At 42.9% G+C, this 23,382-nt stretch carries 10 protein-coding genes and 1 pseudogene; 8 read left to right on the top strand and 3 right to left on the bottom strand.

Features of this window, described 5'->3' with window-relative positions; genetic code table 11:
- Window positions 1-134: 134 nt before the first annotated feature.
- Window positions 135-4,775: a glycosyltransferase family protein gene (locus W822_RS0123230; RefSeq protein ID WP_024003913.1), complete on the top strand. Its 4,641-nt coding sequence runs from the start codon at window positions 135-137 to the stop codon at window positions 4,773-4,775.
- 81 nt (window positions 4,776-4,856) lie between these two features.
- Here the strand turns inward: W822_RS0123230 and W822_RS28265 are convergent, their stop codons facing one another.
- Window positions 4,857-6,467, bottom strand: a complete 1,611-nt coding sequence (locus W822_RS28265) for a hypothetical protein (protein ID WP_155848082.1) — start codon at window positions 6,465-6,467, stop codon at window positions 4,857-4,859.
- 149 nt (window positions 6,468-6,616) lie between these two features.
- Between W822_RS28265 and W822_RS28260 the strand changes: the two are divergent.
- Window positions 6,617-6,930 (top strand): annotated as a pseudogene (locus tag W822_RS28260) (DUF1153 domain-containing protein).
- A gap of 339 nt (window positions 6,931-7,269) precedes the next feature.
- Here the strand turns inward: W822_RS28260 and W822_RS28250 are convergent.
- Together W822_RS28250 and W822_RS28245 are read right to left on the bottom strand one after the other, a co-directional pair.
- Window positions 7,270-8,709, bottom strand: coding sequence for a hypothetical protein (locus W822_RS28250; RefSeq protein WP_155848080.1), 1,440 nt, complete (start codon window positions 8,707-8,709; stop codon window positions 7,270-7,272).
- 942 nt (window positions 8,710-9,651) lie between these two features.
- Window positions 9,652-11,037: a hypothetical protein gene (locus tag W822_RS28245; RefSeq protein ID WP_024003909.1), complete on the bottom strand. Its 1,386-nt coding sequence runs from the start codon at window positions 11,035-11,037 to the stop codon at window positions 9,652-9,654.
- 367 nt (window positions 11,038-11,404) lie between these two features.
- Here W822_RS28245 and W822_RS28240 point away from each other — a divergent pair, with 367 nt between their 5' ends.
- The 6 genes from W822_RS28240 to W822_RS28215 all read left to right on the top strand — a co-directional run bounded on the left by W822_RS28240 (window position 11,405) and on the right by W822_RS28215 (window position 23,361).
- Window positions 11,405-11,851 carry a hypothetical protein gene (locus W822_RS28240; RefSeq protein WP_024003908.1) on the top strand — a complete coding sequence of 149 codons (447 nt, stop codon included), beginning with the start codon at window positions 11,405-11,407 and terminating at the stop codon, window positions 11,849-11,851.
- A gap of 72 nt (window positions 11,852-11,923) precedes the next feature.
- The gene (locus tag W822_RS28235; RefSeq protein WP_024003907.1) at window positions 11,924-13,054 is read left to right on the top strand and encodes a DUF6270 domain-containing protein; all 1,131 of its coding nucleotides are present in this window, start codon (window positions 11,924-11,926) and stop codon (window positions 13,052-13,054) included.
- A 286-nt stretch (window positions 13,055-13,340) separates the two neighbouring features.
- Window positions 13,341-18,116 carry an FkbM family methyltransferase gene (locus W822_RS28230; protein WP_081724283.1) on the top strand — a complete coding sequence of 1,592 codons (4,776 nt, stop codon included), beginning with the start codon at window positions 13,341-13,343 and terminating at the stop codon, window positions 18,114-18,116.
- A gap of 218 nt (window positions 18,117-18,334) precedes the next feature.
- Window positions 18,335-20,638 (top strand): acylphosphatase, encoded by a 2,304-nt coding sequence (locus W822_RS28225; protein ID WP_024003905.1) that lies wholly within the window; start codon window positions 18,335-18,337, stop codon window positions 20,636-20,638.
- A 171-nt stretch (window positions 20,639-20,809) separates the two neighbouring features.
- Window positions 20,810-22,144 carry a hypothetical protein gene (locus tag W822_RS28220; protein WP_024003904.1) on the top strand — a complete coding sequence of 445 codons (1,335 nt, stop codon included), beginning with the start codon at window positions 20,810-20,812 and terminating at the stop codon, window positions 22,142-22,144.
- 125 nt (window positions 22,145-22,269) lie between these two features.
- Window positions 22,270-23,361 carry an alpha/beta hydrolase gene (locus W822_RS28215; protein ID WP_024003903.1) on the top strand — a complete coding sequence of 364 codons (1,092 nt, stop codon included), beginning with the start codon at window positions 22,270-22,272 and terminating at the stop codon, window positions 23,359-23,361.
- Window positions 23,362-23,382: the final 21 nt, after the last annotated feature.

The raw sequence follows: 23,382 nt of genomic DNA, 5'->3' as shown, positions 1-23,382 counted from the left end.
GCATCGCTGTAGAGTGGTGCGCATTTGATCTTTTGCATAAAGGCAGAAATAACCATGCGAGCGTTAGTGCAGGCATTCTTCTCCCACCGCACTTGACGATCTACTTGCGGTGAAGTTTTCAAACAGGAAAAAAAATGACGGGATTGGCAGATATTTCCGATGACGATAAAGAAAATCACGAGTTATACATTGTTAAGCTCGAACACGAACTGGATCGTGCGCGGCTGTCATTCCAAGTCAACGAGTCAATTTGGAATGAAAAAGAAGAATCGTTGAATGCCATTATTTCCGAGCAGAAGCAAGTCATATCGCTCCTTGAGGCATTGCTGAAAAGTAATCAGCAATACTATGACCAATTGCATGATAGTGTGCAAAAGAAAGATGCGACCTTAAATACCGTAAACGATAAGATTGAAGCTACTCTTGCTCAGACAGGTCAGCAGATTGATATTCTTACAAAGAATATGGAAAAAACAGAAACTCTGTTGACAGAGCGAGAGGCAGAGCTTCAGAGGCAAAAAGAGGAGATATCCGAACAAGCGAAGCGAATAACATCGCTGCAGAATCGAATCGGTCAACTACACGATGATGCAGAGCAGAGTCAGAACAAGCTGAGGTCTGTCGAAGAAGAACTGGCCGCAACACACATACAAAGCGATGAGTATAAATTACTCGCAAACCGTTTGCGGGAACAGTCAGACAGTTCTGAAAGAAAATTACAGGATGCACTGAAAAAGTCGGACGTTTCTCTTGCTCAGTTTGAGGAGTTGAATCGACTTTTGCAACACCATACCAAGCAACGCGATGCTTTCAAACGTGCCAGAGACACTTTGCAAGACCAGCTTAATATAGCGCAAAAGAAACTGTATGATTTACAACGGGAGTCCGAAGTATCTTTAGAGAAGAATAGAGAAACAGAATCTCTGTTGTATGCAAGCCAACTTCGGCAAGGTGAATATAAAGAAGCGCTGGATGGCTTAGAAGCCACATACCGACAGACAAAAGATAATCTCGAGCGTGCCCTCGAGGTAGCTCTCGAGGAACGGAAAAAGGGTGAAGCAGCATATAGAAAGTTGCATTTTGATTTTGTTCAGAGTGAATCGAAATATGAACAGGACGTCCGTCATTGGCGCTCCATGCACGATAGTGCGCAACAGCAATCGAATGAATTAAATGAGCAGCTGTCAGATGCGGTTCGTGATGTCGATCGGCTCCGGAAAGAATTGAATGAGCTTAAAACTACCAATGAGCGAATAAAAGTAAACTTTGTTGGTCTTGCGGCGAGAGAGGAACGATATCGCAAAACGATCGAGTCGCTAGAGGAACGGATCGTAGTTGAACGAGACGCTGGTTATAAGACGATTTCGTACCAAATAGGTTATGCACTGGTTCAATCAACTAAATCCGTATCTAATTTTTTTAGACTGCCTGGTGCCTTACTTCAAATCAGGAAAGAAGCTCGTGACCGAAAAAAGATTAAACAAAGTCGAAAAACAATCATTAGCCAAAATCCACAGCAGGTAAAGCTGGAAAAAAAAACTGAAATTTCCTTTGCTGAAGCGAACACTCAGATAGATAACAGTAATAGCTCGAAGTTGCGAGTGGCGGCGATTATGGATGAGTTCACCTATCATTCATATGCCCCGGAAGCAGACGTATTGCAGCTTCATCCAGAAACTTGGAGAGCGCAACTCTCTGAGTTCAGGCCCGATCTTTTATTTATCGAATCAGCATGGAACGGGCTAGATGGCTTATGGAAAACCAAGATTAGCAATGCCGATCCCGTTTTATTAGAGATAATCGAATGGTGTCGTCAGAGCAAAATCCCTAGTTTGTTCTGGAACAAAGAAGATCCTGTACATTTTTCGACTTTTATCCCGGTCGCCAGTCGGGTTGACGCAATTTTTACCACTGACCTGGATTGCTTGCCAAAGTATAAACAGGCCGTGGGCCATAGTCGCGTATATTTGTTGCCGTTCGCTGCGCAACCATTGACTCATAATCCGGTTGAGAAATATGAGCGTAAGGATGCATTCAATTTCGCAGGGTCTTACTATCTGCGATATCCTGAGCGACAGCGTGACTTCGCTTCTCTTGTCGATACTATTGTTAAGTTGCGGCCTTTGGAGATCCATGATCGGAATTTTGACAACCCTCATCCCCATTACGTTTTTCCGGAAAAGTATCATCAATATATTGTAGGAACACTGCCATTTAGTGAGATAGACAAAGCCTACAAAGGCTATCGGTATGGTATTAACATGAATACCATTAAACAGTCGCAAACTATGTTTGCGAGGCGGGTATTTGAGCTTCTTGCATCTAACACCATTGTAGTATCAAATTTTTCGCGAGGAGTTCGTGTGCTCTTTGGCGAACTGGTAGTGTCTTCTGATAGTGTTTCGGAACTGGATAGCCGCTTGCGTGAAATATGTAACGACGAGTTGAAATACCGCAAGCTGCGTTTAGCTGGCTTGCGCAAAGTAATGAGCGAACATACTTATCACGCTCGACTTCAGTATATCGCTGGTAAAGTTTTGCAGCGTCCTCCGGAAGATGAGAACCCCGTTGTTTATGTTATTTCGTTCATCAAAACCAAGAGCGAATTTGACTATTTCGTGGAAAACATCCGGCATCAATCCTATAAGAACACTAAATGCTTAGTTGTCACAAAAATTGAAGTCGACTCGTCCGATCTCGATCCTATTCTTCTTCGTGATTTCGAAGCATTGGGGCAATACGTTGAGGAGCAGGAACAAGACGGTTATATCGCGTTCTTTTCGAATAGCGATTATTATGGCCCAAACTACATTTGCGATTTGGTGCTCGCTCGGAGATATACATCGGCTGTTGTTTTAGGAAAAACTTCATACTACGATTTTGACGATGAAAGAATCGAACTCAAATATGATAAGACTCAATACAAGGAAGCATCCGCTCTGGACGCACGCAGCTCTTTAATTAAGATGACCGATCTTGCTAAAGAGACACTTGTTCTTGCAGCTTGTGAAATTGATAGTTACGTATTCAAAATGAGTAATATGCTCGCTCTGGACGAATTTAACTATTGTCGACATGTATCCGAGGAAGCGAGAGAAAGTATCACCACGATTGTGAATGATCTCAAAGTAGTCAACACTGGCTTGTCGTTTGAAGCTGATTTATCAATAATTGCCGCAGAAGTTAAAAGTGTCGATTCTGATAGTCACGACGATTCTTTACCACAACTATCTGCAAAAGCCATTGCTCAGCGTATACCCGCTTCAAATAACCCTTTGATCGAATGGGGGATAAAGCGCGAGATATTCTATATTAAGTCCAGATTGCCAGCGGATAAATATGTTTATCTTTACTCTCGTCAGATATATGACCGTGCAGACATCAATATGGTTTTGAATAGCCAGTTCAAGCTGGAGTGTCACACTACATGTCAATTGAAGACGGTATTCGAATTTCAAGATAAAGATGGTAAGAAAATTGCCCACGCCATGAATATAGCGGGGGATTTTAACGCTCTGGCAATACCTGAACATTGCCGAAAGATTCGTTTTGGCCTACGAGTACAGGGAGCAGGTGATGCGCGAATCAACCGGTTGGTTTTAGGTACCCATGGACAAAAACCGGCCGCAATTGTAAGTGCTTCTCCGTATTTGGTACTCACGAAGCAATATCCCGACTATAACGATTTGTACAAGTATGGATTTTTGCATACTCGTGTAAGAGCATACGAAGAAAACGGTTTGAACGTTTCTGTCTTTAGAATCACCAATGAGAAAGCTAACGCATATCGAGAGTTTGAGGGGGTTGACGTCGTTTCGGGAGATGCTGATCTCCTGGACGCAACGTTATCAACAGGACAATACAAGAACGTACTGGTTCACTTGCTTGATGAGAAAATGTGGTCGGTTTTGAGCAAGCACATTGATCGTGTACGAGTAACGGTTTGGGTGCATGGGGCTGAAATCCAGGTCTGGCAGCGGCGTCAATTTGAATTTGAGCGTATGACCAAGGACGAAGTCAATCGTCAAAAGAAATTAAGTGACAGGCGTCTTAAATTCTGGCGTTCGATTTTGCTTCAGCCGCATCCAAATCTGGAATTGGTCTTTGTATCTCAATACTTTGCCGACGAAGTATCTGAAGATTTTAGTATAGATTTGACTAAGGTTAAGTATGACATCGTCCACAATTATATTGATGGCAATATGTTCCGATACAGAGAGAAGAATCCTGACCAAAGAACAAAATTGCTTTCTATTCGACCATACGCCAGTCGAAAATATGCTAACGATTTGACGGTAAAGGCAATTTTGGAACTGTCGAAACGTGAGTTTTTTGAAAAACTCGAATTCGGTCTATATGGTGATGGGGAGCTATTCGATGAAGTTACTGCACCTTTGCGATCATTCAAAAATGTGAATATCCACAGGCGGTTTCTTTCCCATTACGAAATTTCGTCATTGCATCAGGATTATGGGGTCTTCCTTACACCCACTCGGATGGACTCCCAGGGTGTATCACGTGATGAAGCAATGTCCTCAGGGCTGGTGCCAATCACGACGAATGTTACCGCTATCCCGGAATTTGTTGATAGTGAATGTGGGATGCTCGTCGATGGCGAAGATTATATTGGTATAGCGAATGCTGTGGAAACGCTATATCGTTCTCCTGAACTTTTCCAAAAGCTGTCAAAAAACGCCAGTCAGCGTGTCGCGCGTCAAAGTGGATTACAGCAGACAGTTCTAAAAGAGATGGAAATTATAAAAGGAGTGCTCTAACCGGCGAAATCGCATTAAGTTTCAGACCAATGACTATGATGGTGTGATGTGGATATTGAATCACACCATCTAATATCGCAATTAGCTGCACAACTTCACGATCTCTCCTACAGCGATAATATGTGCTGCCTTTGTCCCGGACTTTGTTAAAGATTGTGTCGATGAGAGCGCATTTTCGGCATCGACGAAATAACGTGGCGCGATGATATTAAGCGATTTTGCGAATGACTTATTGAAACGCAGCTCGCGTCCTAATAATTGTTTGTGATCGGATAGCGAAATATCTTGCGATTTTGGTATGGCTTCAGGCTGCCCTCTATAGATACTGATAGTTCCAATTAGTCGTTTTAGAGAAGGGCGATTTTCGACAAAAGGGGATGCGGCAATTGCTTCGCTGGAAAACGATTTTTCCGGTGTATCAAAGGGCGCATAGGCCAATTCCGGTTTGCAGAGTAACATCAGGTCACAGTAAATTTGAGCCCGCGCCAACTCTTCTTTATCGTAAGCGCTTACTGCACGTACTAAGTCCCATGATGCAATCGGGGTAATTAAGGTGCTGAATAGATTGCGAAACCAATTTCGACCGAAATGTAAACGGGAGCGACTGTTGCGATAGTGGACCGTCCATGCCATAGGATCTTGAAGGTCATCGAGTCCCCATAATTTGAGCGCTGTCCGCAACTCATTTCTCAATCTGCTTCGGACCATGTCACTTGCCGGGACTTTCTGCATCACTGCGTTGACCAGGTTGTCTCCGTAGACCTCGCGTAAACATCCGCCGCCAGCGCCATGGAAGTGCAACGTACTCGCGGGTTGTGTCGACCCGGCGAAATAAACCGGATAATATATCCCGAGATTCCCATATTTCCATAAATCAAGCATTGCCTCGTTGCTAGCACGAGCGATGGGAATTTTCGGGTTTCGAATTTCGAAGCCGAGGCGTGTACTTAAAGATTGCGCAACTTTAAAGTCCTCGGCTTGTGCCTTATTTGAACTGAAGTTGATATTGGAAAGGTCATCGTGCCCGGCACAAATTAAAGCGAGTATGAGACGGGAATCTCGCCCTCCCGTAATATCGACTTTTGTAGTATTGGGAAATTCAGCTAAAAGAGCGTGAGTACGAGCGACCCATTTTTCAGCGTATTGAATGAGGACATCTCTGTATTCACTTTTACCAATTTTAGACGGAATGGGATTAATTCTGTTGATGACGCGAAAGTTTCCGTTTACAACCTCGATTTTTTGATGCGCCGGTAGCATGCGAATTTCGGCTATTCCAGTTCTATCAGAGATCAGTTGTTGAGTAAAACTGTTTGGATATAGTGGCGCAACGAGTGAGGGAGCACGTACTGTGAGTTTCACCCCTTTCGCAGCTAAAAATTCAGCCAAAAATAGGAAAGAATTCGATGCCGCCCAGTGTTCTTCAGAACGATAGAAGAATATTATGTCCTGGCCCATATAGTCGGTGAAAGCACACGCATTCCTCTCTTTTTGTTCGAAATAAGAAAATCGCCCATCCCATAACGAGTCTTTTATTATTTCATTTGAGGTTGAATAGCAGTCGAACCCTGCTTGCCCTATTACAATTGCACTATCTAGATATACGATGCCCGAAAATGATCGCACACTAATTTTTGTATTCCATGAAGAAATGAGAGAAATACCTGCAGCATCCGCATTCTCTTTATACATTCTGGCCTCTTTGTTATATTTGCATAATATTTTTTGTCGAAGACATTCTATCATTGGCTTTAATTCAATTGCTATTTTGTTGCACCATAACTGTAACGATCCTCGCGAAAATCTCCTGATGTAATGACCTAGTAAACACCTGCTCCTGTATGAGTATATTCATGGAAGAGGAAATTAAACGTTGGGCAGCTAAGCGCATAAGCGCTTTGGTATTGGACATTCTGCAGGGTAAAACAACGGTCGCTGAGGCTAATCGTGCCTATTACTTATCTCCTGGGAGATCGAAAACTGGGTGGACGATGCCAAGCGCGGGATGGAGAACGCATTGCGTGCCAAACCGCTGGACGTCAAAGAACAATACGAGCGTCAGATAGATGGGCTACAGGAAGCCTATGGCGAAGCGATGCTGGAGCTGCGGGCCAGAAAAAAGTTGCAGTCCCTGTTGCACGAGGAAGACAAATGATCGAATCGATTAGACAGGCATTGAAAGAAGGCGGGTTTAATGTTTCGATCGCCAAACTGTGCAAATGGTTGGCATCCCCAGACGTACTGTGTCTTACAAGCCGGTCAAAGCAGCGCCAAAGATCAATTCGGAGTTCACAGAACCGATCAAGGCCATGATTTAAGAGGCCCCGTCCTTTGGCTATCGGATCGTGGCCGCGCTGTTGAACGTTAATAGAAATACCGTACAGCACATCTTCCAGCCCAGAGGCTGGCAGGTCCAGAAACGAGCCGTTGGCTTCAGGCCCCGCGTTCAGGCGCTACGGTCGGTGGCCACCACTTCCTGATGAGCTAATCTTGATTAATCTGCATCGGCAGTTTTTATTGTGTCGATTGCGTGACGAGCTTTTTTTCTATAAGCTGCTCTACTGCTATATTGGCGTACAGAAAATTTTTTCAATGAGTTCAAGTTTTTAATACTAACAACATCACGCGTAGCACGGTAGCTCAAATCCAAGGCCGTTTGATCTAACGTCCAACCATCTCGTCCTGTATTAACACAATAACGAAGGAATCTCGATATATATGTTAAAAATTCACTATCTGCAGTCTCGGCACCGAATAAATTGAAACCAGCCATAATTCTTAACCAGGGCAAATTATGACGGCTAAAAATTAACGCGATTTCGTTTGGTTCAATTTTTGAAAAAAGCGAGGTAATATTCGTCTGAAAATCGATATCAATATCAGATATGAGCACCGGTTTACCATATCCCTTGATGATGGACGAACAGACTAAATATCTCGCAACGCTATAGTAAGTTTTTTTATTACGATTTAGATCCTCGCTTTCATACTCGTAGCTCACCCCGATACGCTCGTGATTTAAACCGCTTAAAGTCTCGACATCTACATTAGCGGGGAGAATCAAGTGAATATGCACGATAATTTCATTTGCAAGCAACTTAGAAATAGTTTTTTCAAAATAAGACATGAAGTAGCCATAGTCGCATGACATCAGCACAACACCAGCAGAATCTCCCGTGCCCATTTTTACAATGTTGATATTCTTTGGTTCATGATATTCCGTCTCTGGATCCCATCGGTAAAAATAAGAGATACTACCTGTTTGATGATGCTCGAGGCTATTTCTCAATGGAAGCAGACTTTGAAAAGCTATTTGCGCAGAAAAGTAATTACCTACCTTATATTCAATCGTCCCTTCCCAAAATATACTATCACGAGGATGAATAAACTGATTATTTGCGATAAGCGTTAGTAATTCCACTCGGTTTTGTTCAAGAAAACCGATATCACTGACATATGTGATGCAGTCCATAAGGAATTTAAACTGATGAGATAATAGGCCGCCTGCTCGACATAGAGTTAGTGCCTCGAGGCAAACTTCTCTTCTCGTTATTTCATTTATCTGTATTGAACCATGGATAGCGGAGCGCACTTTACTATAGAAGATAGCAGAGCGCATTTTACGAAATGCGAAATGGAAAAAACTAATAGGTTTGGATAAGAGCTTACGCAAATTTTCTGAAACGTTGATTCCGGCCAAAATATCATCTAATTCTTTTGAGCTCTGAGCTACAGTAAAGCCAGTGCTAAGAAATGATACCTTTTTGTCCTCTCGCAGTACATAAATTCGAAATTTATAATCACCGGGTAATATATTGGTAAAAATAAAATGACCGTTTGCTTTATACCATTTTTTTTCTATCACAGTTCCATCAGCGAAAAGTAAATAGGCAGCGTAAGTTACGCCTTCTGTATTGTGAGCCTTTACTGTCAAATCGACAGAATCGTTGCCAACAGAATATTCATAGGACGATATCGAGTTTTTGCCGTTTATGCGCATGATGCTTAGACTTACGAAAGACCATACGCCATGGACTCAATATTTAAATCGAGATTCGACTCAAATGCCGAAAATTCTAAGAAAATCATAAACTTATTACGCCATTATTTGAAAACGTATGGGCCTACTGTGGACTTTTCTGTTCAATTTTCCGATGCTGGACATAAAAAACGCATGGGTGTGTGCTCGCGCGGTTTCGGCTGTCAATATCAGCTGATCTCCGTGAAGCCTCATTTCATGTTTTAGGGTAGCAACATAAGGAGGTTTTCCTGCTGGATTTTGCATATTTTTTGTGCTGTGCCACTTACCCAGAACGATTCTATTCAGAGGAGAGAATACCGTTTCAAAAACAAATTCACCGTAATGTCAGCGGAGTTTGAATGAAAACCTACATTTTGTTGAATTATAGGCTAATTTTTCCTGAAATTTATATGACAATCAGCTGATTTTTTATTTAATAATTGCTGAATGAGCGGAACGTGGATCGTGAACCAGCCCAACATTGTAAGAGTCCGGGGAAGACATATTGGCACGGTCGGTCGCGTTAGTGGCCGTTATCTTTTACTGGGTCATTAAACGTGAGGGGCGAACGTGCGGCCCCGATGTACAGTCAGCTGGGCGCAACCAAGTTGAATCAAATCACCCTTGAGCCGTTTCTGCATCATGTCTTGACCGTGATCGCGGATCATCCAGTTATTCAAATCGAGGGACTGTTGCCCTGGAGTGTAGCGCTGTAAGCCCGACCACATTCGGCCTATTACAGAGCGCGAATATCGTCAAGGACGGTGTGCGTCCGGTAAAACCATCTTGCGCGTAGCAGGCCGTTCATAGAGGATGCCGGCGTCACAGGCTTGTTTCGGAACACAAAAACTCAACTTACCTTCTGAAGAACATCTTGTGTATAAATTTTAAAAACTGCTTCAAAGGCTTTTTATTTTTTGGGGCTGGCTTTGGGTTCTTGTTCGCAGCTATCAATTTTTGTGAGTTGACAAATTGATCGTGGCTAACTTCAATCCCATATGTGGAAAGAACTTGCCCAAACTTGTCTCGAACAAAGCAGCGAGTGGAGATATTCTGATGAGTTCCAGGGAGCTCAAATTCGCAATAGGGATCTTTAGAGTAGTAACGCGTGCTAATTCGTTTTGGCCCATCCATCAAATAAAATGCAAATGATAATTCCCTGTCTTGGAACGGTATTCCTTTTCTTTTAACGGAACATCCTGCAAGAACCAGTTTTTCTCCGATATGAAAGTACGGTGCTAATTTATATTGCGTAGAATTTAGAAATGTAATTGAGCCGGCATTGGGGTTTAATCCATTTAGTCCGTTCTCCAGATCAGTCAATATGGCTCGAATTGACCGTAACTCGGCGGCTTTACGTAATACTGTGGCGATAATGTCAGCATTTGGAGCTATGTGCCCCTTTCCCCAACTCCCAAAATACATTCCAAGGTCTTTGAAAATTAACGAATTTTGGCCTAATAATGACCATTTTTTATCGCGGATGAATGGAATAGCATGGCCATCTACATGCCAATCTGTTTTATTCTGTAAATAAAGAAGTTTGATATTATCTGGGAAATTAATTTCCGTCACATCATGCACAATATTGGTTTGTTGAAGTGTTTCATGGAGCTTTGCTGCCTTGCTCGCTACGGATTCAGGCTCTTGGCTGGCTAGGACGCTAAAATGGGAGGGGAAAGCGGTAGTCACATAGTCGTGGGCAAACTCATAGGAATATTTAGAAATTGAGGTTTGGGGATTAAATACTACGAGGGTAGCTTCGGATTTTAAGAAGTGTGAGATGGCTAGAGATGCAAACCCTCCTCCTGATCCACCAAATATTATCAATCTGGCTTTATAGTGTTCCGCTACACGGTCGAGGAAAGACGCTATCTGTTGTTGAAAATTAAGGTGGTTTTCGCTCCCACCGTACCAGGCAATTGACAAATTGGTTGACGAAACCAATGGATCAGCAACTGAGATTAGAGGTAGTTTCAGACTTTCAGCCAGGTTCCGACCTGAAAAAAAAGGCCCGCACTTCGAAGATCTCTGGTCGACTGCAGCATTAAAGCAGACGATGATGGTTCCGATGGTATGAGCTTCTTCGAACAGGGAGGTGTAAACGTCTAAGCTAAGCGGTTCCGTACTATGATATATACCGTCTTTTAGTGGCACTTCAATTGCTTGCAGATTCTCAAAAGCATATATCGGTGCGTTGAATTGAGTCAAATCGTAGCTACAGGTGGCGCGTTCTTCCAATTGAATCCTTTCTTCCACCGAGAGGCGGGAATGCGTCCTGAATTATACCTGATCTATCCGCCTTCGGAATGAGCAGACGGTTGTCCATATTTCGCAGTTTGTGAAGTAATTTAACAGAGTTGAAACTCGTAGTAAAATTGGGTTATCAATATTTTCGGCGCGCAAGCGCAAATTACACTAGGCTACTGAGCATACAGTTTTAGCTCAAAAGATATACAATAATGCTCTTTGTTGGCTTATGGTCCATAACTCATGGATAGTAGGCGATTATTTCGTAACCCCTCCGGCACCAAAAAATGCACAAATTTGATTCAGCGTGCGGTTTGCAAGAAGGTGCACAACAAAATTCCATTACTATCGAATATTTATGAATAGTACTTATATTGTCGCACTCATTATTCTGTTTTCCGCCTATGTATGTTTACTTGTAGGCATAACCATAAAGCGCGGAAGAAAAAATATATCGAGCGTGGAGGTTTTAGCACCGGGACGTTCGCCCACAGTGGTTCCTGAGATTGTTTCGGAACTACCTAAAGCCAAGCTCGAATTGGAAATTGAGCTTAGTAAGGATGCAGACACAGGTTTATATCGTGCCGTCACAAATATAAAAAATCCGGATCCTGGGGAGCACTATAGCTTTGCGTTCTATCTGCTGGCCGATCGTAAGCAAATCGATGTTCGCTGGCACGAGCATTCACCTACCTTTGAATTTATGTTCCCAGACGGACGGGCAAAAATAGAAATTGTGGCATTCGTAAAAAATGAAAATGGGGATACATTTACGGAGAAAAAAGAAATCAAACGTATTGACTGATGCTAGCTCTCACATACATTCCCGAAAAGCATGGATAGCTTATGCTAACGCGCCCGTCCTAAGACACTGATCATGAAAATTGCAATTCTAGGAAGTTGTGTAACTCGGGATGGATTTGAGCTTCACAAAGAGCTTCTTCGGCCGGGCTATTATTTTGCCCGCACGTCATTAGCAAGTGTGTTCGCTGATAAGCCGAGTTTTCCGATTGATCTTGGCGGTATGAAGTCGAAATTTCAGCGCGCGATGGTAGAACGAGATACGAAAAAAACATTTCGCAAGTTCCTCACAACGAAGCCTATTGATCTTTTAATCTATGACCCGATCGATGAGCGGTTTAATTTATTAATAAATCAACAACGAAGTGAAATCTGCACGCTGTCCACAGAATTTCTCTCGGCAAAAATAGATATCCCTGAGTGTTACCGCATTATACGTAGCGGTTCGAGCGTACATTATGCGCTCTGGGAGAAAGGATGGGTGCAGCTGGTTGAGATTCTAAAAAAAAGAAAATTACTTCATGTGCTGAAGATCAATCGAGTGAAATGGGCAACGCAGTTCGTTAGCCAACCTGCAGGCGATATGCAAGAAGAAAAAAATGCTTTTGAGGGATTGGGTATTGCTTTAAGGAGATTTATACGTTTTGATCGTCGTTTGTCACACGCTCGCTCTTCTGAGAGTAGTGAGGTTTTTTTACCCTCTTACTCTAATGCGGATATTGAAAACGCCAACGAGCTTCTTGAAAAAATGTACACACGAATGTCGCAAGATTTGTCAGAAGAGCAGTTTTTTGTATTCTCTAAAGAAATGTTTATCAGCGACGCCCAGCATCGATGGGGAAAAAGTCCATTTCACTATGTACCCGAATATTACTCGGCATTAATGGAGCAAGTGTTGGAAGCATTGGGGCGCGAAGGCCAACAGAGCGATAGGCGCATCGGGATGGATGACTTTGAATTGGACGCGACATACGAAAAAGGGGTCATAACAGCTAGGATTGTGACAAACAATAATGTCGCTAAAAATGCTAAATTTGCATTCTATCTCTTAGTAAATGGTCAGCGAAAGATTGTTAGCCATTACTCAGAAAGGCGGATCGTTAAGTTCAGATTGGTTAGTAGTGGCGAGGAGCTGGAGGTGATGGGCTTCTTGTTAAACGGTCACGACAAGTTAATTAAGCGAAAAGCAGTGTTGTCCAAGTCATAAACGCAAATTGCCGTAAAAAACGTGGCTATTAATAACAAAGTTGAGTCGGGCAATGTTTTAGTGCTAATAGTAACTTTTTGTGTTTTTTGAATTTAACGGTAACGCCGGCAGATAAATCGACACACTGGAGCGATTGATTTTTATGATATATCTCGCTCATTTTCCTGTTATTAGTTATCTAATTGAAATAATACGAAATTTTTCTTTAGCCTTGGCCGTATCATAAACGAAATAGAAGCCAGTTAAAATATCATGATTGTAAATTAGATATTTTCGGCGAAATAATATGACTGAGGGTTTAAATACACCTGTTTTAGCAACAGTTACTGCGGGCACGAACACATATGATATTTATCTTACTTCCCCACGTCATGACTATATTCAAAAAACCATAGCCGAATCAGGCAAACCTTATGAGTTGTCTATGCTTGAGGACATGCGTCGTCGCGTGTCGCGCGAGAGTATGGTCATCGATGTTGGCGCGAATGTTGGTAACCACACTTTCTACCTGGCCAATGTCGTTAGCTGTCACGTAGTTGCTTTCGAAGCCAATGCAGAGTTGGCGGATGCAATGCAGATGACAGTAAATCACGCAGGATTGGAAGAATTAGTGACAGTCCATGGTTACGCCTTGGGTGAAGGAGAAGCTACAGCGCGATTTGACAAAGTGCTTCCAGAAAATATAGGTGCTCAAGCCTTAAAAGTGGGTGAAGGTAACATACAAGTCCGCTGTTTGGATTCGGTGGAAGGAATCAATAGGATTGACGCAATAAAAATCGATGTGGAAGGAATGGAGTTAGAGGTTCTCAGGGGAGGGCGGAATTGTATTGAGCACTATAAGCCAATGCTCTACATCGAATGTATTTCGCTTGATCGTTTCCGTGAAGTCGCGGAATTTCTCGCAGAGTTCGGTTACGAGTACGTGGAAACTTTCAATGCGACCCCGACGCACTTATTTTTAAACCAGGAAAGCATCAGTGAGCAGGAGCTGGAATTGCGCTTAAAGCGGGTGGAGAATCTCTATATCTCACGTGGCAATGCCAAACTGATTAAACAGCTGAATGATTGTCAGGAGAAGTACAGGGAAGTCACTCAGGCTAATAGCGTGTTGCGGAGCGAGTTAGATTCATGTTTGCAGATTCTCGAAAATTTAAAGAATTCTCGACGTAATACCAAAGGTAAATTAAAAAAATTAAAAAGTGCATACCGTGAACTTAGCGAAGAACGTCAAAGTATTAGCAAGGAACTTGAAACATTGCGTGAGAGCGGGGCAGCCTATGCTCTCTGGAACCAATCTCCTGAAGGGCAGGTTGCTTCAACGAATGAAGATCTGCTTGAATCATTGGAAAAGACAAATGATGAGCTTTTAAACGTGCAATCAAAAAATAAGCAGTTTGCTTACGAAGTAGCAGAAGCTCGACGCCGATTGGCTACAGCAGTGGACGAGTTGAGCGACAAAAATCGAATTATTCGTGACTTAGAAGACAGGCGAGAAAATGACCAAATGATCATAGCTAGGCTGGAAGAGCAATACAAGAAATCCCTTCGCAATGCCAAAGAAATTTTTGTACGTGAACGGGAAGAAAATTTGATTTTTGTTCGTAATCTCGTGAATCAACGTCAAGAAGCCTTGGCGCCACTAAACGCCTATCAAAATCAGTTAAATACCATTAGCGAATATAAAACAAACATTGAAAAACTTTCTGCAGAGCGGATCGAATTGGTGCCCGATGTGCATCATGAGAGCGCCAAACTAATAGAGCTAAAAGAAAAATACCAGAGCTTACGGCAATTCACGCAAAAGCTCACCGTGTTCAACAAGCTGCGTCATGACGAACCGTCCTCTAACGTTTCTGTCAAGAAACTCAGGGTGGCTACTATTATGGACGATTTCACTTTTCATTCTTATAAAGAAGAGTGTGACTTAATGCAGCTTTCTCTAGCAGGATATAAAGAGGAACTTGAGAACTTCCAGCCAGAATTGCTTTTCATTGAGTCAGCTTGGAGAGGTAAGGACGAGGAGTGGGGTAACCGCGTTGCGCATAGGGCAGTCGAAGTCGTTGAAATAATTTCGTGGTGCAAGGAACGGAAGATTCCAACTATATTCTGGAATAAGGAAGACCCGGTCCATTTTGAGACTTTCTTGAATGTCGCTAAATTGATTGATCACGTTTTTACGACAGACATTGATTGCATTTCGCGCTATAAGGCATCTCTTGGGCATAACAACGTGCATTTTCTGCCGTTTGCATGTCAGCCTGCTGTGCACAATCCGATTGAGAAGTATGTGCGCAAAAACGCCTTTTGTTTTGCGGGTGCATACTATGTGCGTTATCCGGAGCGGACGCGAGATTTGGAAACATTTGTCTCGGAGCTTCCTGCCCACGCCGATTTTGAAATTTATGATCGGAATTTTGGCAAGGATAATCCAGATTACATGTTTCCTGAGGATTACAAAAAGTATATCGTCGGTACACTATCATTTTCAGAAATAGACCGTGCATATAAGGGATACAAATACGCGATCAATTTAAACTCGATTAAGCATTCGCAAACGATGTTTGCGCGGCGCGTGTACGAATTGTTGGCCTCCAACACGATTACCGTGAGCAATTACTCTCGCGGAGTGAGACTAATGTTCGGCGACCTGGTTGTAACTACTGATAGCGGTCAGCAGGCAGTTCAAAAGCTGCAAGTCATCGACCGGGATGACGCAACGTCGCGACGGTTTCGATTATTGGGTCTTCGCAAAGTGCTGACTCAGCATACTTATGAACACCGTTTCGAATACATTAAAAGCAAAGCGTTCGCGCAACCGGTGAAAACGTTGGATCCAGTGGTTTCGGTTATTTCCTTGGCGCATACCGTAGAGGATATATTAGCCATCAAGGAAACATTCAATCGACAATCATATTCGAAGAAAACGCTCAAAATTGTCCATGATATACCCTCGTACGCTTCCAGCGAAGAACAGAATATTCGCTGTATGAGCACTGCGGAGTTTTGCGATGAAATGGAAAGTGCTGGGCAGTTATATGCCTGGCAGACATTTTTTTCGGTTGAAGACTACTATGGCGAGAATTATCTTCTGGATTTGATGCTTGGTACAAGGTATTCCAATGCCGATATTATTGGAAAGGTGGCTCACTATGAAGCCGTGGGCGACTCTCTGGAACTTCATGAGCGCGAAAAGGCTTACACGCCGCATGATCGGTTTGCTGCAAGAAGTTCCATATTCAGGGCGCACTATTTAGTTTCGATGGCTAACGGCCAACTAAATGACCTCTTGCCCAATTTGTATTTTCAGGCAGAATCGGGCATTGCACTCGATGAGTTTAATTACGTCTACAAGGGTGCCAGGTTATCGGGTGATGTTTTAAAAGAAGTATGTGATCTCAAGGATCTTCACCCTGGGTGGTCGTTGTCGTCGCTCACTTCCGCTGCGGACGAGATGGAACCGAGTGTCAGCGATATTATGGCTGAAGGCGGTACCGTTCCCGGTAGTGAGTTCTTGGAATTATTTGCTCGACCCAGCGATCATCTACAGTTTGACGTCGATGGTTCGGTGTGGCTTGTAACCTCTACGTTGCCTGATGGCAAACATGAGTATTGCTATGCAAAACGTGAGTTAACACTCGAAGAAAGTGGCCTTGATAAGACAACTAAATTTCACCTTGAATCGACTCCAGGACTTAATGTACAGATAGTCATTGTCTATCTTAATCAAAAGAAAGAAAAAATCAGCCACGAAATCAAGTATGCGAACAAGAATGTCGTTCTCAATATCCCGGGCGAAACACGATTCATTCGATACGGAATGAGATTCTACGCGTCCGGTAGTTGCCAAATAGAAAGATTAATCATCGGCCATAAGCAGCTTAATCCCGGGAGTGTTTTTTCGAGCGCCCAACATTTGGTTTTGACAAATCATTATCCGACCTATTCAGATCTATATAAAAACGGGTTTGTGCATAGCAGAGTCAAGGCTTATAAAGAGAGGGGCGTGCCCATAGACGTATTCCGTCTTAGGGTCGACGAATCAATTTCATATCATGAATTCGACGGTATTGATGTTATTACTGGCTCTTTAGAAGCGTTGGATAAAGCGCTGGCTAGCCGTCAGTATCGATCTGTGTTGGTGCATTTTCTTGACAAGAAAATGTGGAGCGTGTTGAACAAGCATTTGGATTACTTGCAAGTGACAGTGTGGGTCCATGGGGCAGAAATTCAGCCGTGGTGGCGTCGTAAATACTTGCACTCAACACCGGCGCAATTGGATGAGGCTAAAAATCAAAGTTCCACTAGAGTCGCCTTCTGGGATGAAGTGCTTGCAACACAGAACAACAACCTCAAGTTCGTGTTCGTGTCGCGCACATTTGCGCGAGAAGTTTCTCAGGATTATGGTATCGATCTCAACGCATTAAACCATGAGATTGTTCATAACTATATTAATGAAAAGGTCTTTTCGTACCATAAAAAGGACGTCGAATTCAGGCGGAAAATTCTTTCAATTCGACCATATGCTAGTACGACCTATGCGAACGATTTAACAGTCAAGGCGATTCTCGAACTTTCCACAAGAAGTTGCTTTTCTCAGTTGGAGTTTTGTCTGGTTGGTGACGGAGTTCTTTTTGATGAAATTACCCGACCGCTTAAACAATTTGAAAACGTTACTCTGAAGAGAGCATTTCTAACCCATTCTGAGATAGCGGATTACCATAAGCAATATGGCATATTTCTAACTCCCTCTCGGATGGATACCCAGGGAGTGTCAAGAGATGAAGCAATGTCTTCTGGCTTGGTTCCAATTACGACAAAAGTCGGAGCGATTTCGGAGTTTGTCGACAATGAGTGTGGAAGAGTTGTAGCGCCCGAAGATCATATTGGGCTGGCTGATGCCATTGAGGAAATCTACAATAATCCCGAGTTGTTTATGGCTCTGTCGGAAGCAGCAGCGGCACGAGTTCATCAACAAAGTGGTTATTCCGTGACCGTCGGAAAAGAGTTAGCGTTGTTTACTAATAATGTGAACGCGGATGAGCGGTTGCGATCCGCTAAATAATTGACGAGATTGGTTCCTATCGCGTTTATGGAAATGTTAGGGTCGACACTCGTGGGTACGAAATTACTTATTCCAGGATATTTATGAGATAGATAGGCTCCAGATTGTAAATTTGAATTTGCCCGACCACCGCAGAGTGTCATATGCCAATGATATTTTTTGTTTGTCGGGCTCAACAGCCAGTAAATTAATGTCCGGGAATTGCGGGAGTGGCACTGATGAAATTATTTGCAAGTAATATAGAAAACGAACTGCTTTATATTAAAAATTTTGCGCCGCCGACTTTTGAGCAGGAGTTCAAGTCGATAGACGATTTGCTCGAGCAAGATTCCTCTATTCAATTGCACAAGTATACAGAGGACATCTGGCTGCTGGACGGCGCAATAATAAAGGAAAAAAATTCCATACCTTCTGCCTATTCGGTTATCCGGCTTACGTCGAAAAATCGGAATTATCTGCAGGACGTCTTCAATGAAAGTGCGTTCAAATTGTCAAAAAATAAAGTATTCAAGAATGACGACAAAAAAAATGCGGTTGATTATTTTCATGAAATCGTCAATTTGGGTGCCGTGACACTAAGCCCCAATGATCCATCTGCTATACAAGCGGTTCATCAAATTAATGACGCTGATGAGTTTTCCCGCTCCTGGGATCTTTTGGCAAAACGGCATAGGTTACTCTGCGTAGAGAATTCGTTTTCAGGAGACCCATTTAAACTGTATATCTTGAGAGGGAAACTTGTTGCGGCTTATGGGGTGGTGCCCGCTTTTGTTATCGGAGATGGAAATGCCGACATTGAGGCACTTGTTGAGCGTCAGAACAAGGCTAGAGCAAAAAATGTATTTTATGAAAAAAGAAAAATCACCAATATTAGTAACGCAATAGATCAAAGCAGGGTTCCAGAAGAAAACGAAATAATCAGGCTGAAGCGGAGCTCTGATGTTGGGAAAGGCGCCATGTTCATCGACCTTACAAAACTGTTAGCAGAGCGCTATGCGTTGCTTGTGCAGGAGGTAGATAAAATTTTTATAGATGGTGTTTATATAGAGCTAACATGTTATAGCAATGATTTCCTTGCGGGCCCCAATCATCACTCTTTTGTCATACGGAATGTAAAATTTAATACTGCCGATTTGAGAGAAATTTTTTCCTGCGTCACGATGGCTGACCAAATTAAAAGCCTGTTACACGAATTTAAAACGAGAGTTCCGGTAGAAATCAAAAAGAGTGTATTAAGCAAATCTGCCGTCTTTGAAAACACCTACTTGAGATCAGCTACACAGGTTGCGATATTGAAGGAAGCAGCCTATCGCTTGGGACTACGTATTGAAGTTTTAGATAAAGAACTCATTAAATTTACAAATTGTGCAACGGGTCGGAGCGTTCGCTTTATAGCTGGAATGTCGTCCAAGACCATTTCGCTTGCCAGAGATGCTAGTAATAATAAATATTTGACAAAGCAACTGCTTGACCGAGCCGGCATCAATACGCCGAAAGGGTTCAGAATGGATATTTCTCAAAAGGATGAAGCCTGGAAGAAGGCTAAGAGCTTTCAGGGGTCCGTTGTCGTAAAGCCTTTGGACGGGTCTGGCGGAGTAGGCGTCACTACCGATATTACAACGAAAGGGGACTTCGAAAATGCATGGCAAATTTGCGAGGATTTGGGTACTAAGGTTGTACTTGTGGAGGAAAACGTGACAGGAAACGATTACCGGATCATCGTCATAGGGGAAAAAGTTTGTGCTGTCACTCAGAGGGTTGCTGCTTATGTCGAAGGAGACGGCGTGCACACAATTAAAGAATTAATTAGTATTAAAGCCACCCAAAGAATCAATAACCCCTTTTACCGTATTAAGCATTTCGAGGAAAACGATGTGATGGTTCATTTTCTCAAGAAGCAAAATAAGTCTTTGACATATGTTCCCGTCCAAGGTGAACATGTCCAGTTGCTAAACGCGGTGAATATTGGGTCTGGGGGAGAAAGTATTGATCGCACCGACGAGATTCACCCTGAGTGGATTAACGTCGCAGTAAAAGCCAGAAAGGCAATACTTAACTCGTTCCACGTGGGTTTGGACGTAATGGCCGACTCCATAGGTCGTTCCCCACATGACCAAAAGTGGTCGATTATTGAAGTGAATACGAATCCCGAACTCGGATTGCAACTCTTCCCAGGTACTGGCCATCCAAGGGATGTTGGAGCGACACTGTTTAGAGAGATTCTGGGAGAAAATCAACCTCGGATCGTTTGTTATAAAGTTAAGATATTCGGAAAGGTTCAGGGAGTTGGGTTTAGAAAATGGTTTCAGCAGCTCTGCAATTTGCGAAGTCTTGTGGGGTATGTGAAAAACCTAGACGATTCCAAGGTTGTGGAAGCCAAATTAATCGGCCCCGATGTGACTGTCGACGGAGTTGTGCGGGAGAGTTATACCGGGCCGAGAAATGCGGTCGTTCGATCAATTATGCTAGAGCATGAGAAAGTATTCGAAATCAGCCAATACAATCAGTTGGAGATTTTATGAAGGGGACGCTGGATGCGAGATGTCAACGGATTGTTCGAGTATCCCTTCGGTTCCCAAGAGTAATGAAACCGGATATACGGATTTTAAATTTTCACGAAAAAAGCAGGGCCTTATTGATCGCCGCTTCAATAAAGTGCACCTGATGTAACATCATTATTCAGGACATGGACTTTGACAATACCTTTGCCTCAAATACAGAACTCTATAGCTAACAGTGAATCGTATGATTTGTCTCGGTGGGGCGCACCAATCATTAATCATCAAGAAAATGAAGAGGCAGGCAGCACCTGGGATCAGGATGGTATCCATAGAGTTTGTACGGGAACGGGCACGACTATAGATATATATCTGCAAGACTACGGTTTACTTCGCCAAATTAAGCAAGCCGAAGAAAGAGTGCTGCTGGTTGGCTTCACAGGCGCACTAACGATGCGAAATGGGAAGCCGGGTCCGTTTTTTTCTGGTATCAAAGTTGCAAAGCGATTGAAACTTCCCTTGCTGGCAGTGGCGGATCCGACTATTTCTAAGTGCGAAGAATTAATAATTTCTTGGTATGCCGGTAATGAAGATGTGGTCAACGCCTCAGAAATTATAGGGAGGTGGCTAGATAAGCTGGCACATTATTACAAAGCACGTCTTCTACTTTTTGGCGGATCTGCGGGTGGTTTCGGTGCTTTATCTGTGCTACCGTATCTGACCTCCCAAGCCGATTGTCTCGTTTGGAACCCTCAAACTTCCATCGCTCGATATATGCCTAAGTTTGTATTGCACTATTTGAAACATGGGTTTGCCAAGAAATTTGCGAGAATTGATACTAAAGCAGCTGTAACCCGCGAAGATCTACGTGGGTTTTTAGAAGAGACCGGAGTGCGTCATGATTTGCAATCAAATTATCGGATTCCGGAAAATGTTAATCTGTTATTTGTCCAAAATAACAGTGATTGGCATGTAAAATCCCATGCGTTGCCTTTTTTACGCAATCTCAAAGTATACGATGATTCCGAGGAATTGATCGATCGTAACCATGGAAATATTTCGGTTCGAGTTGGAAATTTTGGGCGGGGGCATATAGCTCCTAACAAAAATACTATCAATGCGTGTCTCAAATATTTAATGGATCCAGAGAAGAATGCGATTGATGCTAGCATTTTTAATAGTTTTCTGGTCAATTCGCCCGACAATAATGGTAAGGTTGCAAGTTCTAACTCAAGGAGCAGCCAACAGGGCGGATTGTTCCCTAGTACAGACGATTTTGAAATAAGTGCTCGACAAGAAGGTCGCACGATTGTAGCTCAAATCGACATAAGGCCAGGCGTATTTATTAGTCCGACATTTGCTTTCTATTTTTTGAAAGAAGGAAAGCGGAAGAAAATTCGTAGTTACAACGCTGATAATACTGCTACTTTCGAAGACACAGGAGAGTCAGATTTTTTATATGTAGTAGGTTTTGTGGCAGACGATGGGATCCGAATATTCAAAAAAGTGCGAGTCAATACACGTGCTTAATTTGACCCGCAATGAGCTCATACTGTTATGTTGTAATTTGTTAAACAATCTACGATTAAATCTGGGGCCAAACGGATATACTCCTAGTCATAATTGGTCAAGTTTCGTTTTTATTTTTTTGTGATATGAGAAAGAAAAAATCAACAGTGGTATTAATAAATGTCATTGATAATGCATTGAGATGTGAACTTAAATCGGATAGCCTGGATCTAGGTGATGCCGAGTTTGCGTATTATATTTTTCGCAACGGTACTCGAATATTCAGATCTCGCTATTCTGCTAATAGTATTTTCGAATTCGATACACAAGGCGTTCCAGGATACTACCGAGTTCTCGGTTTTCTTAGAAAGCCGGGTTCGGAGATCAAAACCGTCAAGTCTTCACCCGTGCATTTTAAACCGTACGAATTAGATTGTCATAGCTCGGACGATTTCGAAGATCAACACGTGGCCTACATGCTTAAAGGAAAGCAGTGGTATTTTCCTGCACTATACTATCCGAGCAGCAATGATACACTCTATGTGATGATGCCAGCTGCGATCGATCGAGCGAATAGAGTGCTGCCCGCATTCAATCGTTGGACTTGGGCTAGGGAAGGTATATTTCCTGGACACGTGCTTTGTATAGCGGATCCAACCTTAGAGCTGCATAATAAATTACAGCTTGGCTGGTTTTTGGGACATAAGTCCAGTAGTGCTATATCGGATTTGGCTGAACTTATCACCAATTTTGCCAAAAGAAAAAGCATTCCGAAAATTGTTATTTATGGTTCTTCGGCCGGCGGTTTTGCCTCCTTAGCCCTAGCGTCGGACATCAAAGGATCGGTTGCTATCGCGATTAACGCTCAGACAGATATCTTAGCTTATTCGATGCGTAAGGAGGTAGCACTGATCCGGAAGGCATGTTTTGACGACATGCCGGAAAGGGAAATCCGTTCTTCTTTTGGAGATCGGGTGGATATGTCTCTTAAATGGAAAGCAATTAGGGAATCGAGCATGATCATAGTGCAGAATAAGCTGGATCGACACCATTTTAGTAAGCACTTCATGCCACTATGGAATGCACTCGGCGGTGAAGTGACAAACGGTTTAAGTCATTCGGGTCAGCACACTGCATGGCTTTATAGTGATCCAGCTGGTCATGTTCCAGAGACAAAGGAAATGGCTAGACAGCTTGTAGCGATTGCAGAGAATGCATTTAAAAAAACATCTAGCTGAGAGCATGTATTAGCGCAAATT

This window comes from Advenella kashmirensis W13003 (assembly GCF_000506985.1).
Lineage (GTDB): Bacteria > Pseudomonadota > Gammaproteobacteria > Burkholderiales > Burkholderiaceae_B > Advenella > Advenella kashmirensis_A.
This window is presented reverse-complemented; position numbering and strand designations above follow the sequence as displayed.

Bases quoted from the DNA above. Each gene is read 5' to 3' on its own strand.
- W822_RS0123230 (WP_024003913.1), top strand. From the start codon at position 135: ATGACGGGATTGGCAGATATTTCCGATGACGATAAAGAAAATCACGAG.
- W822_RS28265 (WP_155848082.1), bottom strand. From the start codon at position 6,467: ATGTATAAAGAGAATGCGGATGCTGCAGGTATTTCTCTCATTTCTTCA.
- W822_RS28240 (WP_024003908.1), top strand. From the start codon at position 11,405: ATGAATAGTACTTATATTGTCGCACTCATTATTCTGTTTTCCGCCTAT.
- W822_RS28235 (WP_024003907.1), top strand. From the start codon at position 11,924: ATGAAAATTGCAATTCTAGGAAGTTGTGTAACTCGGGATGGATTTGAG.
- W822_RS28230 (WP_081724283.1), top strand. From the start codon at position 13,341: ATGACTGAGGGTTTAAATACACCTGTTTTAGCAACAGTTACTGCGGGC.
- W822_RS28225 (WP_024003905.1), top strand. From the start codon at position 18,335: ATGAAATTATTTGCAAGTAATATAGAAAACGAACTGCTTTATATTAAA.
- W822_RS28215 (WP_024003903.1), top strand. From the start codon at position 22,270: ATGAGAAAGAAAAAATCAACAGTGGTATTAATAAATGTCATTGATAAT.